Raw genomic sequence first — 16,145 nt, forward strand, 5'->3', positions numbered from 1 at the left:
CTCCCGCACCCACCCCTGCTCACGAGTCCGCGCCTGCTCACGAGTCCGCGCCCGGCACCGAGTCCGCGCCCCGCACCGAGCGCGCGTCCGTGCCCGCGCCGGCGCCCCGCCGAACCCCCCTCGGCGCCCTCGGACTGCTCCTCGCCAGAAAATCCGAACCCGACTGATCCTCCTGTCCCCGCGCCTGCGACCGCCCCCTCAACGCCCTGATCAGCGCGTTTGCTGCCAGTGATCACTGGCAGTATGTGAGCGGTCCGTGAATCCGCGTTACCGACGGGTACACAAAGCCCCCGCCGCGGCATACCCTGCGCGTCATGACGGACACGCAGGCCCCGGACATCGCCGGTACCAACCCGCTCGCGCCCGCCCCCGAAGGCGCCCGCACCGCCGCCGACGTGGTCACCCCGGAGTTGGTGGCCCGGCTCACCAAGGGCGTCGTCGGCTCCGGCCGCACCGCCAACCACACCCCGTTCACCGGCGAGAAGCTGGCCGACCTGCCCGAGTCCACCCCCGAGGACGTCGGCAGGGCCTTCGAGGCGGCCCGCGCCGCCCAGGCCGTGTGGGCGAAGACCCCGGTCCGGCAGCGCGCCGCCGTCCTGCTCCGCTTCCACGACCTGCTGCTGGACCGGCAGGCCGAAGTCCTCGACCTGGTCCAGCTGGAGACCGGCAAGGCCCGCCTGCACGCGCACGAGGAGGTGCAGGCCGTCGCCGTCGCGGCCCGCCACTACGGCCGCCGGGCCGCCGCGTACCTGAAGCCGAAGCGGCACGCGGGCGCCATACCGGCCCTGACGAAGGTCACCGAACTCCGCCACCCGCGCGGGGTCGTGGGCCAGATCGCGCCCTGGAACTACCCGCTGGAGCTGTCCGTCGGCGACGCCCTGCCCGCCTTCGTCGCCGGCAACGCCGTCGTGATGAAGCCGGACACCGAGACCTGCCTCACCGCGCTGTGGGCCCGCGACCTGCTCATCGAGGCCGGCCTGCCCGACGGTGTCTTCCAGATCGTCCTCGGCGAGGGCCCCGTCGTCGGCCCCGAGGTGGTCAAGCACGCCGACTACGTCTCCTTCACCGGCTCCACCCGCACCGGCCGCGAGGTGGCCGTCGGCGCCGCCTCCCGCCTGGTCGGTGTCTCCCTCGAACTCGGCGGCAAGAACGCCATGCTGGTGCTGGACGACGCCGACATCGAGAAGGCCGCCGCCGGCGCCGTACGCGCCTGCTTCTCCTCGGCCGGCCAGCTCTGCATCTCCATCGAGCGGCTCTACGTCCACGAGTCCGTCGCCGACGCCTTCCTGGAGCGGTTCGCCGCCCGCACCCGGGCCATGCGCCTCGGCAACTCCCTCGCCTACGGCGCCGACATGGGCTCACTGGTCGGCGAACGCCAGCTGAAGACCGTCGAACGGCATGTGCAGGAGGCCGTCGCCAAGGGCGCGAAGGTCGTCGCGGGCGGGGCGGCCCGCCCCGACATCGGCCCCTACTTCTTCGAGCCCACCATCCTGGACGGCGTGGCGGAGTCCATGGCCGTCTGCGAGGAGGAGACCTTCGGCCCGGTCGTCTCGGTCTACCGCTTCACGAGCGACGAGGAGGCCGTCGACCGCGCCAACGCCACGCCGTACGGCCTGAACGCCTCCGTGTGGACGACGAACGCCCGCCGCGGCCGGGACGTCGCGGCCCGCCTGCGCACCGGCACGGTCAACGTCAACGAGGGCTACGCCCCCGCCTACGGCAGCGTCCAGTCCCCGATGGGCGGCATGAAGGACTCCGGCCTCGGCCGCCGCCACGGCTCCGAGGGCATCCTCAAGTACACCGAGGCCCAGACGGTGGCCCAGCAGCGGCTGCTGCCGATGGCGCCGTCGCTGGGGATGGACGACGAGTCCTACGCCCGCTTCATGAGCACGAGCCTCAAGCTCATGAAGGCCTTCCGGTTCCGCTAGAAGCACGCCAGGAAGCACCCCGTTCTCAACGAGGAGAGCACGTGTCGCAGGAGAAGTCTGTCCAGACCCGGGACGAGGACGGGTACGACTACGACGTGATCGTCGTCGGATCGGGGTTCGGCGGCTCGGTGTCCGCCCTCCGTCTCACCGAGAAGGGGTACAGGGTCGGCGTGCTGGAGGCCGGACGCCGCTTCACCCGCGCCACGCTGCCCAAGAACTCCTGGGACCTGAAGAACTACCTCTGGGCCCCGAGGCTCGGCATGTTCGGCATCCAGCGGATCCACCTGCTGGGCAATGTGATGGTGCTGGCCGGCGCGGGCGTCGGCGGCGGCTCGCTCAACTACGCCAACACCCTCTACGTACCGCCCAGGGCCTTCTTCGACGACCCCCAGTGGCGGCACATCACCGACTGGCAGGAGGAGTTGAAGCCGTACTACGACCAGGCCCGGCGCATGCTCGGCGTCCGGCTCAACCCCACCATGACCCCCTCCGACGTCCACCTGAAGGCGGCGGCACAGCGGATGGGCGTCGGCGACACCTTCCACCTCGCCCCGGTGGGCGTGTTCTTCGGCGACGGCAAGGACGCCGACGGCACGGCGAAGGCCCGGCCCGGCGAGCGGGTGGACGACCCGTACTTCGGGGGCGCCGGCCCCGCCCGCAACGCCTGCACCGAGTGCGGCGAATGCATGACCGGCTGCCGGCACGGCGCGAAGAACACCCTCAACGAGAACTACCTGTACCTCGCCGAGAAGGCGGGCGCGGTCGTCCACCCGATGACGACGGTCGTGTCCGTCACCGACGACTCGCGGGGCGGCTACGCGGTGGCGACCCTGCCGACCGACCGGAAGAGGAAGGGCGAGGGCCGGCTCTTCACCGCCCGCAAGGTGGTCCTCGCGGCCGGCACCTACGGCACCCAGACCCTGCTGCACCGCATGAAGGCCGGCGGTCAGCTGCCGTACCTGTCCGCCCGGCTCGGCGACCTCACCCGCACCAACTCCGAGGCGCTGGTCGGCGCCCAGACCGACAACCGCCGCTACCGCAGAGCGACCGGCCGGCCCAAGACCGACTTCACCCGGGGCGTCGCCATCACCTCCTCGATCCATCCCGACGAGAACACCCACATCGAGCCGGTCCGCTACGGCAAGGGCTCCAACTCGATGGGCGGCCTGTCGATCCTCCAGGTGCCCTACGCGGAGGGCTCCTCGCGCGTGCTCGGCTGGCTGGCGAACGCCGCCCGGCACCCGCTGCTGGTCGCCCGTTCGCTGTCCAACTGGCGCTGGTCGGAGCGGACCATCATCGGCTTGGTCATGCAGTCCCTGGACAACTCGCTGACCACGTATCTGAAGCCCGGCGGCGTGGGCAAGGGCCTGCTCACCGCCCGGCAGGGGCACGGCGCGCCGAACCCCAAGCAGATCCGGGCCGCGACCGAGGCCGCCTCCGCGCTCGCCGCCGAGATCAACGGCTTCGCCGGCAGCAACGTCGGCGAACTGATGGGCACCCCGCTCACCGCGCACTTCCTGGGCGGCTGCCCCATCGGCGACTCCCCGGAGACGGGCGTGATCGACCCGTACCACCGGCTCTACGGCCACCCCGGCATCTCGGTCGTGGACGGCGCCGCGGTCTCGGCGAACCTGGGCGTGAACCCCTCGCTGACGATCACCGCGCAGGCCGAGCGGGCGATGTCGTTCTGGCCGAACAAGGGCGAGGAGGACCCGCGGCCGGCGCCGGGAGCGGCCTACGAGCGGCTCAAGCCGGTGGAGCCGCAGGCCCCGGCGGTGCCGGCGGACGCGTTCGGCGCGCTGCGGCTGCCGTTCCTGGGGATGCCGGCGGTACCGCCGAAGAAGTGACCGCAACGGCGGAGAGGGACCTGCCTCCCCCTCCGAAGGCAGGTCCCTCTCACCGTTTTCTTGATCTCGCAGGTTTGATCAGCGAAAAGCGGGAAGGGTTGCTCCGGCCGTCCGGGAATTTCCTGTGAGGCGAGTCACATTCGGGGTGGCCTGCGGAGGTGCCCGGCCGCGGGCGGCACGAGGCGGGGCCGGAGCAGGGCGAGGCGGGGGCTGCCGCGGGCAGGGTGAGGCGGGTGTCCGGCCGCGGCGAGGCGTGCGTTTTCCGGGCGTGGGCGTAGGTGCGGGCGTGGCGGTACGGGTCTCCGGCCGCGGGCATGACGAAGGGCCCCGCGGGGCGGAGAGGCCGCGGGGCCCTTCTCTCGGTCAGCACCGGCGTCAGGGCAGCGCCGGTGCCCGGGAGCGGCGCCGGGGGGTTGCGCCGCTTGTTCGTGTGCCCTGTGGCCTGTCTGCAGTTTTCCGCCGGCCGGCCCCGGGCGTCCCCGGAGCCGGCCATTCTTGGGTGACCGGGCTGCTGTCCCCTGCCGTCCGGTCACTTCCTGGAGCGAGGTCCCACGGCGTACGGCACGACCCGTACGCCTCATCGCTCCAGCGAGCCACGCGTGGTTCTCTCGGGCCCGCCCCTGGCTGGCACGGACACCCCCCTCAACGAAGCGGTGCGCGGGCCGGTCACGGCGCCGTACGGGTGAGAGCGGGGCCGAACTCAGATACGACCCCGGCTCAGCTCCAGCAGGGTCATGGCGAGGGCGGTGCCGGGCTTGCCGAGGGCGTCCCGGTAGCGGGCGAGGATCTCCATCTCCCGGGACAGGTGCACCCGGCGCCCGCCGGAGGCGATCCGGGTCTGCTGGACGACGGCGGAGACGGCCATCCGTTCCTGGATGAGGCCGATGATCCGGTCGTCGAGCGCGTCGATGCGCTCACGGGCGTCGGCGATGATCGCTTCCGGTGCGGTGGCGGGTGCGGTGTCCGGTGCGGTGGCGGTCATGTCGGGGCTCCTCGGTGGGATGAGGGCCCCGGAGACGACACGGCCCGGAAAACGACAGGCGCCCTGGGCCTTGTCGGCCCGGGGCGCCTGGGAAGTCGCTTGGCGTCAGCTCAAGCAGCACGACCATGGCAGCCGGCGGGCCGGATGCCATAGGTAAAGACAAAGGTCGAGTGCTTGCGCATGCGGTCAGTATGCCACGGCGGCTTCCCTCGGAGGTGCCGCGGCCACCCCGTTAGAATCGGAAGCACAGGCCCCCGCCCGACCACCAGAAGGCACCCCGTGTCATCAGCGACCCAGTCTGCCGCCACCCCCGACACCGTCCTGGTCGTCGACTTCGGCGCGCAGTACGCCCAGCTCATCGCCCGACGCGTCCGCGAGGCGCGGGTCTACAGCGAGATCGTGCCCAGCACCATGCCGGTCGCCGAGATGCTCGCCAAGAACCCCGCGGCGATCATCCTCTCCGGCGGCCCCTCGTCCGTGTACGAGGAGGGCGCCCCCACCCTCGACCGTGAGATCTTCGAGGCCGGCGTCCCCGTCTTCGGCATGTGCTACGGCTTCCAGCTCATGGCGCAGAGCCTCGGCGGCACCGTCGACAACACCGGCGCCCGCGAGTACGGCCGCACCGACCTGCACGTCTCCCGGAACTCCTCCACCCTCTTCGAGGGCACCCCGGACGAGCAGCACGTGTGGATGTCGCACGGCGACGCCTGCTCCGCCGCCCCCGAGGGCTTCACCGTGACCGCGTCCACGGACGTCGTCCCGGTCGCCGCGTTCGAGAACGACGACAAGAAGCTCTACGGCGTCCAGTACCACCCCGAGGTCATGCACTCCACGCACGGCCAGCAGGTGCTGGAGCACTTCCTGTACCGCGGTGCCGGCCTGCGGCCCAACTGGACCACCGGCAACGTGATCGAGGAGCAGGTCGAGGCGATCCGCGAGCTGGTCGGCGACAAGCGCGCGATCTGCGGCCTGTCCGGCGGCGTGGACTCCGCCGTCGCCGCCGCCCTCGTCCAGAAGGCCATCGGCTCCCAGCTGACCTGCGTCTACGTCGACCACGGCCTGATGCGCAAGGGCGAGACCGAGCAGGTCGAGAAGGACTTCGTCGCGGCCACCGGCGTCCAGCTGAAGGTCGTCGACGCGGAGGAGCGGTTCCTGAAGGCGCTCGCCGGGGTCACCGACCCCGAGGAGAAGCGGAAGATCATCGGCCGCGAGTTCATCCGCGTCTTCGAGCAGGCGCAGGCCGAGATCATCGCGGACGAGGGCCCGGCCGTGGAGTTCCTGGTCCAGGGCACCCTCTACCCGGACGTGGTCGAGTCCGGCGGCGGCACCGGCACCGCCAACATCAAGTCGCACCACAACGTCGGCGGCCTGCCCGAGGACCTCGAGTTCAAGCTGATCGAGCCGCTGCGCAAGCTGTTCAAGGACGAGGTCCGGATGGTCGGCAAGGAGCTGGGCCTGCCGGAGGAGATCGTCCAGCGCCAGCCGTTCCCCGGCCCGGGCCTGGGCATCCGGATCGTCGGCGAGGTGACGAAGGAGCGGCTGGACCTGCTCCGCGAGGCCGACGCCATCGCCCGCGAGGAGCTGACCGCGGCCGGCCTGGACCGCGACATCTGGCAGTGCCCGGTGGTCCTGCTCGCCGACGTGCGCAGCGTGGGCGTCCAGGGCGACGGCCGCACCTACGGCCACCCGGTCGTCCTGCGCCCGGTCTCCTCCGAGGACGCCATGACGGCCGACTGGTCGCGCCTGCCGTACGACGTCCTGGCCCGCATCTCCACCCGGATCACCAACGAGGTCCGGGACGTCAACCGCGTCGTCCTCGACGTGACGAGCAAGCCCCCGGGGACCATCGAGTGGGAGTAGGCCCCGGGGTGCCGCCGGGCGCCGGGCGCTAGGCGTCAGGTGCGCCTGAGCGTGCGCACCGGCTCACCGGGCTTCCAGACCTGGGTGACCAGATACGTGTCGTCCTCGACGCAGGTCCGTACGACCTCCGTCAGCTCGGTGCGGAAGAGGTGGAACGGCTGCGGCGGTTCCACCTCTTTCACGTACGCGGCCTTGGCCTCGCCGTCCTCGACCTCGTACGCCCGTCCGCCGATCCGGACGTCTCCGCCGCCCATGTCCGTGCCGTCGCCGGGATTGGCCTGGAGCGTGAAACGCGGATCGCGGCGCAGGTCGAGGGCCTTGCGGGAGCCCGGCATCATGCCGAGCCACAGCTCCCCGGCCAGGAAGCGGACCTCGATCCCGCAGGTGCGGGGCGAGCCGTCCTTGCGGAGGGTCGCGAGGACATGGTGCCGGTACGCGCCGAAGCGCTCTTCCGTGATCTTCGCCAGTTCGGGTGCGGCGGTGGTGAAGGCCGCCCAGTTCATGCGGGTCATGCGGGTCATGGGGGTCAGTCTCACCGGGAATCCCGACATCTTCTGTCGGGTATGGGCAGCGCACGGCATCTTTACAGAACAGCTCTGCCCTTTTGCACCGGCCGACGGTACCTTCCGGCCGTACCGCAGTCCCCGTACGGGAGGTTCCATGCACGGGCCGACCCCGCCCCTGCCGCTGCCCACCGACCGGCTGCAGTTCGCCATGCCGCCGATGCACGAGTCGGCCGAGGACGAACGCCGGCACCGCAAGGAGCGGCTCGCGGGCGCCCTGCGCATCTTCGGACGGGCCGGGTTCGAGGACGGCGTGTCGGGGCACATCACGGCCCGGGACCCGGAGTTCACCGACTGCTTCTGGGTCAACCCGTTCGGGATGCCGTTCAAGCACGTCACCGTCGGCGATCTCGTCCTCGTCAACCAGGACGGGCAGGTCGTCGAGGGCCGCTACCACGTCAACCAGGCCGCCTTCACCGTGCACGCCCAGGTGCACGCCGCCCGGCCCGACGTCGTCGCCGTCGCGCACTGCCACTCCGTGCACGGCCGCGCCCTCGCCGCCCTCGGCGACCTCATCGACCCCCTCACCCAGGAGAGCTGCGCCTTCTACGAGGACATCGCCCTCTACGACTCCTACACCGGCGTCACCGTGGACACCGGGGAGGGCCGCCGGATCGCCGCCGCCCTGGGCTCCCGCAAGGCGCTCGTGCTGCGCAACCACGGCCTGCTCACCGTCGGCGACTCGGTGGACGCTGCGGCCTGGTGGTTCCTGTCCCTGGACCGCTCCTGCCAGGTGCAGCTGCTGGCGAAGGCGGCGGGCCGGCCGGTGCTCATCGACCACAAGCTCGCCGTCGCCACCCGCGAACAGCTCGGCGGCGACCTGGTGGCCTGGATCAACTACCAGCCGCTGTGGCAGGACATCAGCCGCAGCGAACCGGACCTGCTCAGCTGACACCGCGCCGACCGCGCCGACCATGCCGACCGCACCGCGTGCCGCGCGGCCGGGGCCCCGGCCGTCGTTCGCCGGCCGGCCTCGCTGATCCGGGGGTTCACGCCACCGGGTCAACACGGCGGTCCCGGCTTCACCCGCGGTGACCCCGCCCGGCCGCCCCGAACGGCTCCACGTAGGGCACAATTCGCTGTCATCACAGGGGAGTTGCCCGGCCGTCGTGCGCACCGAGGTGCCGCCGGCCGGATCAGCAGGTCGTGGGGAAGGCGGGCGTCGGGCGTGGCGGTGCAGGAGGCGAGAGGGGACCTGGGTGCCGAGGGCGTCCACGAGGGCGGCTGCACCTGCGGGGACTGCCCGCACGGCGCCCGCGAGGGACACCGGCGGGCCGTCGCCGCGTTCCTGCGCCGGCGCGACGAGTTCGCCGCCGGCCGGGGACTGCCGGCGGCCGTGGCGCACTCCGCCTCGGCGTCCCGCCAATGGGTCTCCGAGGAACTGACCCAGCGGGCCGAGGCCGTCGCCGAACAGGGCCGGGCCGAGGGCGCGGCCTGGCTCGCCCGGCTCTGGCTGCGGACGGTGTGCGCCGTGTGGGGCGCGGTCACCCTGCTGCTGCTCGCCGAGGCGCTCACCGCGATCGGCGCGGGCTGGACCGGCGCCCGCACCGCGGCCCTGCTCGCCGCGCTGGCCGTCGCCGGGGCGCTGACCGCCGCCTGCTTCTTCCACCGGGCGCGCGGCGGAGCGCTCGCCCCGGTCATCGGTGAGGACAACCGCATCTCCACCTCCCGTACCGTCGCCGCCTGCTGGGTGCTGTTCGTCGGATACGCCGTCCTGCTGCTGGCCGTCCGCCTCGCCGCCGCCTCCGGCCACGCCGAACGCGACGCGCTGATCTCCGGCCTCGATCTGGCGCGCGGCGCGGGCGTGGTGACCGTCCTCGCCGTGGTGTGCGGCATCGCCGTCCTGGTCCGCCGGGTGGTGGGCCTGCGCGTCCTCGCCCAGCGGCTGCAGAAGGTGCCCGCCCACCGCCCGCGCGCCGCCGACCTGCTCACCGACGACTCCGGCCGGGGCGCCTTCGCCGACATCCAGTACGTCGCCATCAGCGCCGTCGCCCTGCTGTTCGCCGCCGTACGGCTGGCCCGCCGCCCCGACCAGCTGCCCGACCTGCCCTGGGGCCTGGCGGTGGTCGTGCTGATCTCGGCCGCGACCTATCTGGCCGGCAAGTACGCCGAGGGCGGCCGGCCGGTGATCCTCTCCGTGGTCCGCGCCCGTGAACCCGGCGACCTGGACGGCCCGATCCGCACCGGCGACGACATCGAGATCCGCGGCAGCGGTTTCGTCCCGCCCGGCGCGCAGACCGCCGACCGGCTCTCCCGCATGGTCGTCCGCATCGGCGCGGTCGACGTCCACGTCCCCCTGGTCCCCGTCGCGGGCGGCTTCCGCAACCCCACGGACAACGCCCTGACCGTGCCCGTACCGGCCGAGGTCGAGCCGGGCTCGGTGGAGGTGCAGGTGGTCACCGCGGCCGGGGTGGCGACCAACCGGTGTATCGTCCAGGTGACGGAGTGAACGATCACCTTGCCGGGGGAGCGGCGGACCGATGAGCGAGAACGTTCTGTCGGTGATACCGACGGATCCGTACTGGCAGCCGGCCCCCGACGCCGCCGACCGCGCCGCGGCCCTGGTCCTCGAACTGGTCTCCGGCTCAGCCGACGGCGACCACGCCGACCCCGACGCCGTCGAACTGGACGTCGACTGGCACGAGTCCCTCACCCCGGTCGACTGCGGCCAGTACCTGACGAGCATCCGCTGCCCCCACTGCGACGGCCCCATCGACCCCGAGTGGTACCGGAACCTGCTCGACGCATGCGACGAGCGGGGCGACGGCCTGCCCACCCTCGACGTGACCACTCCCTGCTGCACCACCCCCACATCCCTGGACCGGTTGGACTACGACGGGCCGTGCGGTTTCGCCCGCTTCGAGATCGCCGCCTGGAACCCGCAGTGCTCCTCCCTCACCTCCGGCGAACTGGCTGCCGTGGGCCGCACCCTCGGCCATCCCGTACGGCAGATCCTGGCCCGGATCTGACACACCCCCACCTGCCGCGCGCGGCTCGCGCCCAGCGCCGAAATCCGGAAAATCATCCGGGAGAGGATTGAACCCGCCCCCATCGCCATACGTATGGTCAATCGAGGGGGCACGGCGGGCGAGAGGCGACTTGGGCGATGACTCATGGCATGCGGACCGAGACCCACACCACCGGGCTGAGCGGCCCTCCCACCTGGCGGGACACCGCCACCCACTACGCCCTGCTGCCGCTGCGCGTCTTCCTGGGCGTCACCTTCCTCTACGCCGGCCTGGACAAGCTCACCGACAGCGCGTTCATGCAGGCCGGCGGCGCCGGCTCGATCGGCGACACCATGCGCGCGGCCCGCGACTCCGCCGCGCTCCCGGCCCTGGTCGACCTGGCCCTGAAGAGCCCGGTCGGCTTCGGCTACGCCATGGCCCTCGGCGAGCTGGCCGTCGGCATCGGCACCCTGCTCGGACTGCTCGGCCGGCTGGCCGCACTCGGCGGCGCGCTGATCTCGCTCAGCCTCTGGCTGACGGTGAGCTGGGCGACCACCCCCTACTACTACGGCAACGACCTCGCCTACCTGATGGCCTGGCTCCCCCTGATCCTCGCCGGCGCCCCCTACCTCTCCGTGGACGCGGCCTGGCGGGATCGTCGCCGCCGGGTCGGCGGCTACCTCTGACCGCCCTCCGCGCCACCCCGTCCGCGTATCCCCCGGGTCAGCGTCGCCGTGGCACCGGCCAGACAGAGCCCGCCCACGACCAGCGGTACGACCACGAACCACGGGACGTCCCACAGACCGCCCGCCTCCCCCGCGTAGACCACACCGGTGGCGGTCAGGAAGAGCCCGGCGACCAGCTTCCCCGGCTGGAACTCATGACGCAGCACGGCTGACCTCCACCTGTCCCACTCCGACGCCGAGCGTGAGATCCAGCGTGCCGGTCTTCCCGGCACCCGCGGCCGGCCTCAGCGTCACCTCCTTGTGCCTGCCCGGCTGCACGTCCACGTCCTTTCCGCTGTCCCCGGGCAACCGGATGTCGCCCACCCCCACATCGATGCTCATCCGCACCGTCGCGTCCGCCGGCACGACCACCTTCAGCTGCCCCGCACCCACCCGGGCGTCCGTCGAGACCGTCTGCCCCTCGCCGGGACGCACCCGGGTCAGATCCAGAGTGCCCCGCCCGGTGCCGAGGTCGTACCCGGACCGCAGCTGGGCCGCCGCGGCCGGCGTCCAGGAGGTCTCCCGCCAGTCGGCGGTGATGTCCCGGGGCAGGGCCGCCGCCCCGGCGAGCAGCGCCGCCGTGACCAGGGCCAGGAACACCGTCCCGGCCCCGGTCCGCCCCAGGACCGCGCTGAGGGCGATGCCCAGCCCGAACACCGCCAGCGCGCACGCCAGACCGGTCTGCAGGCTCGTGCCCAGCGGCTGCGTGTGCCAGCCGTGCCCGGTGCCCAGGCCACCCGCCAGCAGGGCCAGCAGGAACACCCAGCCGCCGATCCAGCGCGGGCCGCGCGGTCTCGCCGGCGCGGCGCGCGGCGGCTGTATCGCCCCCTGGTGCGTCCACGGGGTGGCGATCCCGACGTCCACGACGGAGGTGAGATCCCGCTCGCGGGCGTCGCCCGGCCCCCACAGATAGCCGGTCCCGCCGACATGGGTGCCGTCCTTGACGATCGGGTCCCGCCACCAGGAGGGGTAGGTGGTGACCACCGGCGGCGCCTGGGCCTCCGGCGGGGCGTCGGCCGCGGCCTGCGCGGCCAGCGGATCGGGGTCGGGGGCGCCACGGCGCCGCGACCAGTACCCGGCCCCCGCGAGCAGCAGCGAGAGCACCGTGGCGAACGCCAGCACCCCGCCGTTCCTCAGCATGGTCAGGAAGGTCCCGCAGCCGACCAGCGCGAACAGCACGGCGGCCAGCGCCTGGCCGTCGACCCGGCCCGTGAACAGCTTGCGCAGCTCGTTCTCCTCCTCGTCCTCGTACGGCACCAGGAGCCAGGCGAAGCCGTAGAAGATGAGGCCCAGGCCGCCGGTCGCGGACAGCACGGCGAGCGTGATCCGGAAGATCACCGGGTCCATGTCGGTCTGCCGGCCGAGTCCCGCGCACACGCCCGCGATCATCTTGTGCTCGCGGTCGCGCCGGAACCGGTCGGGAACTTCGCCGCCCGCCCGCTGCTCGGGCTCGTCGGCGGGGGAGTGCGTGCCGGTGCCGGCCGCGCCCGTCTCCTCCGTCGCGGCGGGCGCGGCATCCGCCGGCCCGGTGCCCGGGGCCGGGCGCGGGCCGGTGCCGGGTCCCGGACCCGTCGCGGCGTGCTCGTGATCGGTCATGCGTCCATGGTGACGGCCCGGCCGCCCCCGCGGCAGTCGGGACGACCCTGGGCCAACCCTGAAATCGGCCCTGAGACGGGGCGGGGAAGCGTTCGACCGGCACGGACCGCCGCGGACCGCCGCCCGGCCCGCCGACCCGGACCGGCCCCCGTGGAAGATCAGGGGCGTCTCGGGGGCCGACCCTGATGCTCCGCCCGGCCGGCCGTGTGACCATCGTTGGCATGCCGGAAGCCGCACCCCTGCCACTCGACGACCCGCGGCCACCGCGCAAGCTCTACCGCAGCAGCGACGGACGCTGGCTCGGCGGAGTGGCGCGGGGCCTCGCCGGGCATCTCGGACTGCCCGTCGTCTGGGTGCGGCTCGCCTTCGTCGGCCTGTTCATGGCCGACGGACTCGGAGCGCTGCTGTACGCCGCCTTCTGGTTCTTCGTCCCGCTCGGCATCGGCGGCGTCGGCGACCAGAAGCGCTCGCTGGTGGGCACGGAGACCTCGCCGGACGGCCGCCGCAGACTGGTGGCCCGCAAGCCGGACCGGGGCCAGATCGCCGCCCTGCTCCTCATGGTCATCGTGTCCATGGTCTTCGTGGGCAGCGTCAACCTGGGCAGCGCGACCAAGGCCTATCTCGTGCCCGCCGTGCTGGTCGCGGCCGGTGTCGCCCTCGTCTGGCGTCAGGCGGACAACGCCCGCCGGGCCCGCTGGGTCGAGGCGGGCCGCCGGCGCCGCACCCTGACCCTGCTGCGCACGGCCGGCGGCGTCCTGCTCGTCACGGCCGGTGTCACCGCCGTCTTCGTCCTGCAGGGCTCGGCCGCCCACCTGGGCGCGGTCCTCCAGGCCGCGCTCGCCGTCCTCGTCGGCATCACCCTGCTCGCCGGTCCCTACCTGGTCCGCATGACCCAGGACCTGTCCGAGGAGCGGCTGATGCGCATCCGCGCCCAGGAGCGCGCCGAGGTCGCCGCGCACGTCCACGACTCCGTGCTGCACACCCTCACCCTGATCCAGCGCAACGCCGACAACGCGGGCGAGGTGCGCCGCCTCGCCCGTGCCCAGGAGCGCGACCTGCGCACCTGGCTCTACAAGCCGGAGGGCACCGGCAAGGACGAGGCCGACGAGCCGGACACGGTCGCCGAGGCGGTGCGCCGCAACGCCGCCGAGGTGGAGGACAAGCACGGCGTGCCCATCGAGGTCGTGGTCGTCGGCGACTGCCCGCTGGACGAGAAGACCGGCGCGCAGATGCAGGCCGCGCGCGAGGCGATGGTGAACGCCGCCAAGTACGGTGGCGAGGGCGGTGCCGTACAGGTCTATGCCGAAGTCGAGGGGAAGACGGTCTTCGTGTCCGTGCGGGACCGCGGCCCCGGCTTCGACCCCGACGCGATACCCGCCGACCGCATGGGTGTCAGAGAATCGATCATCGGCCGCATGGAGCGCAACGGCGGCACGGCCCGGCTGCGGGCGGTGCCGGGCGGCGGCACCGAGGTCGAGCTGGAGATGGAGAGGGCGGAGAAGACGTCATGAGCGACGCGACCGAGGCGAGCGGCACGGCTGGAGCGGCGGAGGCGGCCGAGTCCGGCCGGCCCGACGGCGGCGGCGCGGGCGGGCGGCACGTACGGGTGGTGCTCGTGGACGACCACCGGATGTTCCGCACCGGCGTCCAGGCCGAGATCGGCCGGACCGTCGAGACCGGGGTCGAGGTGGTCGGCGAGGCCGCGGACGTCGACCAGGCGGTCACGGTCATCACCGCCACCCGGCCCGAGGTGGTCCTGCTCGACGTCCACCTGCCGGGCGGCGGCGGCGTCGAAGTGCTGCGCCGGTGCGCGGCGTTGACGGCGGACGCCGAACAGCCCGTCCGGTTCCTCGCGCTGTCCGTGTCGGACGCGGCGGAGGACGTGATCGGGGTGATCCGCGGCGGCGCCCGGGGCTATGTCACCAAGACCATCACCGGCACCGACCTGGTGGACTCCATCTTCCGCGTCCAGGAGGGCGACGCCGTCTTCTCCCCGCGGCTGGCCGGGTTCGTGCTGGACGCCTTCGCCTCCACCGACGCGCCGCCGGTGGACGAGGACCTGGACCGCCTCACCCAGCGGGAGCGCGAGGTGCTGCGGCTGATCGCCCGAGGCTACGCCTACAAGGAGATCGCCAAGCAACTGTTCATCTCGGTGAAGACGGTCGAGTCTCATGTCTCGGCGGTCCTGCGCAAGCTCCAGCTGTCCAACCGGCACGAGCTGACCCGCTGGGCGACCGCCCGCCGCCTGGTCTGACCCCTACGGCCTCCCCCGCGCCCCGGCCCTGGCCCGCACCCGACTCCGCCCCTCACGCCACCCTGGTCGCTCCCGCGAACGGCATCTGGTCGACCGGGGCCAGCCGGACCGGCGCCGACGGGTTCGGGGCGTGGATCATCCGGCCGTTGCCCACGTAGATGCCCACGTGAGAGATCCCGGAGTAGAAGAAGACGAGGTCACCCGGCCGGAGTTCGGCGCGGGAGACCCGTCGGCCCGCGCCGATCTGGCCGTAGGTGGTGCGCGGCAGGGAGATGCCGGCGGAGCGGTAGGCGGCCAGGACCAGTCCGGAGCAGTCGAAGGCGTTCGGACCCGTCGCCCCCCACACATAGGGGCTGCCGAGCTTGCTGTAGGCGTAGGCCACGGCCGCCGCCGCGCGTGTGGTGGGGGCGGGGACGGACCCGGCCCGCGCCAGCGGCTCCCGGGGATCCGCGGCCGACCGGGAGGCGCGTCGTCCGCCCGTGCCGTCGGCCCCGGTGGCCTCGGTCCGCTGCCGCGGAGTCAGCCGCGCCAGCAGCCGCCGGGCCTCGTCCAGCTTGCCGGTGACGGTCTTCTTCTGCCGGTTCAGCTCCGCCTGCCGCGACCGCAGCGACTTCAGTTCGACGCGCGCGGCACCGCGCAGCCGCTCGATCTCCCGGAGGTGCCGGCGTACCCGTGACACCGCGGCGGCCTGCCGGTCACCGGCCCGCTCCGCGAACGCGGCACCGTCCAGGTAGCGGTCGGGGTCGCTGGAGAGGGCCAGTTGCCAGGCCGGGTCGATGCCGCCGTCCCGGTACTGCGCCGCCGCGATCGAACCCAGTGCCTCCCGCGCCGAGTTGAGCCTGGTCTGCTTGCGGGCGGTCTCGTCCTGGAGTGCGCTGAGCCGCCGCTGGGCCGCGTCCGCCTCCTCCTTCACCCCGTTGTACTTCTCGGTGGCGGCCTCGGCCTCCCGGTACAGGGTGTCCACTTTGGCCTTCACCTGGGTCGGCGTCAGGTGCGGCTCGGCGTGTCCCGTCCCGTCGAAACCCGTCGCGGTGGCCGCGCCCGCCAGGGCGAGGGTGGCGGCCGTCCGGGCGGCCGTATGGCCGCTGATCGGGCGTTGTGGGGGCTTGCGGTGGGCTGCCACCTGAACCGTCACGTCCTTCCGTACGACTCGTACGACCGAGCGGTCGGTACGCCCGGCGTCGGCCCGTACACGGGCTACGGGCCGGCGCCGGGCCTTTCTCGGCGGTGGTGGCCGGCGTGCCGCCCCAGGTCCGGGCGGGGTGAGGAGCCGGTCACCTGGGGGAGGACGCTAGGCCGGACGGTGACGGCTCGGTAACGCACTGTACGGAACTGGCTTCGACCGACCGTGATGTGACCGTTCGTGACCACAGTGGTCGACGGGAGTCGCCGACTTTACGGAGCGTGGTGACCGAAGGGCGGAAAGTGGGGCTGGGGTGGGC

The 16,145-nt window shown here is 73.0% G+C and carries 14 protein-coding genes; 9 read left to right on the forward strand and 5 right to left on the reverse strand.

Annotated elements, in window-relative coordinates:
- Positions 1-314 precede the first annotated feature (314 nt).
- Complete coding sequence (locus tag CCN44_RS02275; RefSeq protein WP_086696722.1) at positions 315-1,928, forward strand: succinic semialdehyde dehydrogenase; 1,614 nt, start codon at positions 315-317, stop codon at positions 1,926-1,928.
- Positions 1,929-1,969: 41 nt separating this feature from the next.
- Positions 1,970-3,775, forward strand: a complete 1,806-nt coding sequence (locus CCN44_RS02280) for a GMC oxidoreductase (RefSeq protein WP_086696723.1) — start codon at positions 1,970-1,972, stop codon at positions 3,773-3,775.
- Between the two features lie 700 nt (positions 3,776-4,475).
- Here CCN44_RS02280 and CCN44_RS02285 read toward each other — a convergent pair.
- Positions 4,476-4,757: a chorismate mutase gene (locus tag CCN44_RS02285; RefSeq protein ID WP_059252163.1), complete on the reverse strand. Its 282-nt coding sequence runs from the start codon at positions 4,755-4,757 to the stop codon at positions 4,476-4,478.
- Between the two features lie 279 nt (positions 4,758-5,036).
- On the opposite strand from CCN44_RS02285, the gene guaA reads away from it, so the two are divergent.
- Positions 5,037-6,617 carry a glutamine-hydrolyzing GMP synthase gene (gene guaA, locus CCN44_RS02290; RefSeq protein WP_059252164.1) on the forward strand — a complete coding sequence of 527 codons (1,581 nt, stop codon included), beginning with the start codon at positions 5,037-5,039 and terminating at the stop codon, positions 6,615-6,617.
- A 35-nt stretch (positions 6,618-6,652) separates the two neighbouring features.
- On the opposite strand, the gene CCN44_RS02295 is transcribed toward guaA, so the two are convergent.
- Positions 6,653-7,129: a pyridoxamine 5'-phosphate oxidase family protein gene (locus CCN44_RS02295; RefSeq protein ID WP_189397415.1), complete on the reverse strand. Its 477-nt coding sequence runs from the start codon at positions 7,127-7,129 to the stop codon at positions 6,653-6,655.
- A 148-nt stretch (positions 7,130-7,277) separates the two neighbouring features.
- Here CCN44_RS02295 and CCN44_RS02300 point away from each other — a divergent pair, with 148 nt between their 5' ends.
- The 4 genes from CCN44_RS02300 to CCN44_RS02320 all read left to right on the forward strand — a co-directional run bounded on the left by CCN44_RS02300 (position 7,278) and on the right by CCN44_RS02320 (position 10,814).
- Positions 7,278-8,072, forward strand: a complete 795-nt coding sequence (locus CCN44_RS02300; protein WP_059252165.1) for a class II aldolase/adducin family protein — start codon at positions 7,278-7,280, stop codon at positions 8,070-8,072.
- Between the two features lie 276 nt (positions 8,073-8,348).
- The gene (locus CCN44_RS02310) at positions 8,349-9,629 is read left to right on the forward strand and encodes a hypothetical protein (RefSeq protein WP_059252166.1); all 1,281 of its coding nucleotides are present in this window, start codon (positions 8,349-8,351) and stop codon (positions 9,627-9,629) included.
- A 31-nt stretch (positions 9,630-9,660) separates the two neighbouring features.
- On the forward strand, positions 9,661-10,149 hold the full coding sequence (locus tag CCN44_RS02315; RefSeq protein ID WP_059252167.1) for a hypothetical protein: 489 nt from the start codon (positions 9,661-9,663) through the stop codon (positions 10,147-10,149).
- Positions 10,150-10,286: 137 nt separating this feature from the next.
- Positions 10,287-10,814 (forward strand): DoxX family membrane protein, encoded by a 528-nt coding sequence (locus CCN44_RS02320; RefSeq protein ID WP_079081110.1) that lies wholly within the window; start codon positions 10,287-10,289, stop codon positions 10,812-10,814.
- On the opposite strand, the gene CCN44_RS02325 is transcribed toward CCN44_RS02320, so the two are convergent.
- Positions 10,805-11,020 (reverse strand): hypothetical protein, encoded by a 216-nt coding sequence (locus CCN44_RS02325; RefSeq protein ID WP_059252169.1) that lies wholly within the window; start codon positions 11,018-11,020, stop codon positions 10,805-10,807. The genes CCN44_RS02320 and CCN44_RS02325 overlap by 10 nt on opposite strands.
- A complete protein-coding gene (locus CCN44_RS02330) occupies positions 11,007-12,449 on the reverse strand; it encodes a PspC domain-containing protein (protein ID WP_086696724.1) in 1,443 nt (480 codons plus the stop codon). Before CCN44_RS02330 ends, CCN44_RS02325 begins: the two co-directional genes overlap by 14 nt.
- A gap of 221 nt (positions 12,450-12,670) precedes the next feature.
- Between CCN44_RS02330 and CCN44_RS02335 the strand changes: the two genes are divergently transcribed.
- Both CCN44_RS02335 and CCN44_RS02340 read left to right on the forward strand, forming a co-directional pair.
- Complete coding sequence (locus tag CCN44_RS02335) at positions 12,671-13,960, forward strand: ATP-binding protein (RefSeq protein ID WP_059255188.1); 1,290 nt, start codon at positions 12,671-12,673, stop codon at positions 13,958-13,960.
- Entirely contained in the window at positions 13,957-14,703 is a 747-nt protein-coding gene (locus CCN44_RS02340; protein ID WP_086696725.1) for a LuxR C-terminal-related transcriptional regulator, read from the forward strand. Before CCN44_RS02335 ends, CCN44_RS02340 begins: the two co-directional genes overlap by 4 nt.
- A gap of 52 nt (positions 14,704-14,755) precedes the next feature.
- Here the strand turns inward: CCN44_RS02340 and CCN44_RS02345 are convergent, their stop codons facing one another.
- Positions 14,756-15,826 (reverse strand): C40 family peptidase, encoded by a 1,071-nt coding sequence (locus CCN44_RS02345; RefSeq protein ID WP_208639693.1) that lies wholly within the window; start codon positions 15,824-15,826, stop codon positions 14,756-14,758.
- Positions 15,827-16,145: the final 319 nt, after the last annotated feature.

It is taken from the genome of Streptomyces tricolor, from assembly GCF_002155905.1.
Taxonomy (GTDB): Bacteria; Actinomycetota; Actinomycetes; order Streptomycetales; family Streptomycetaceae; genus Streptomyces; species Streptomyces tricolor.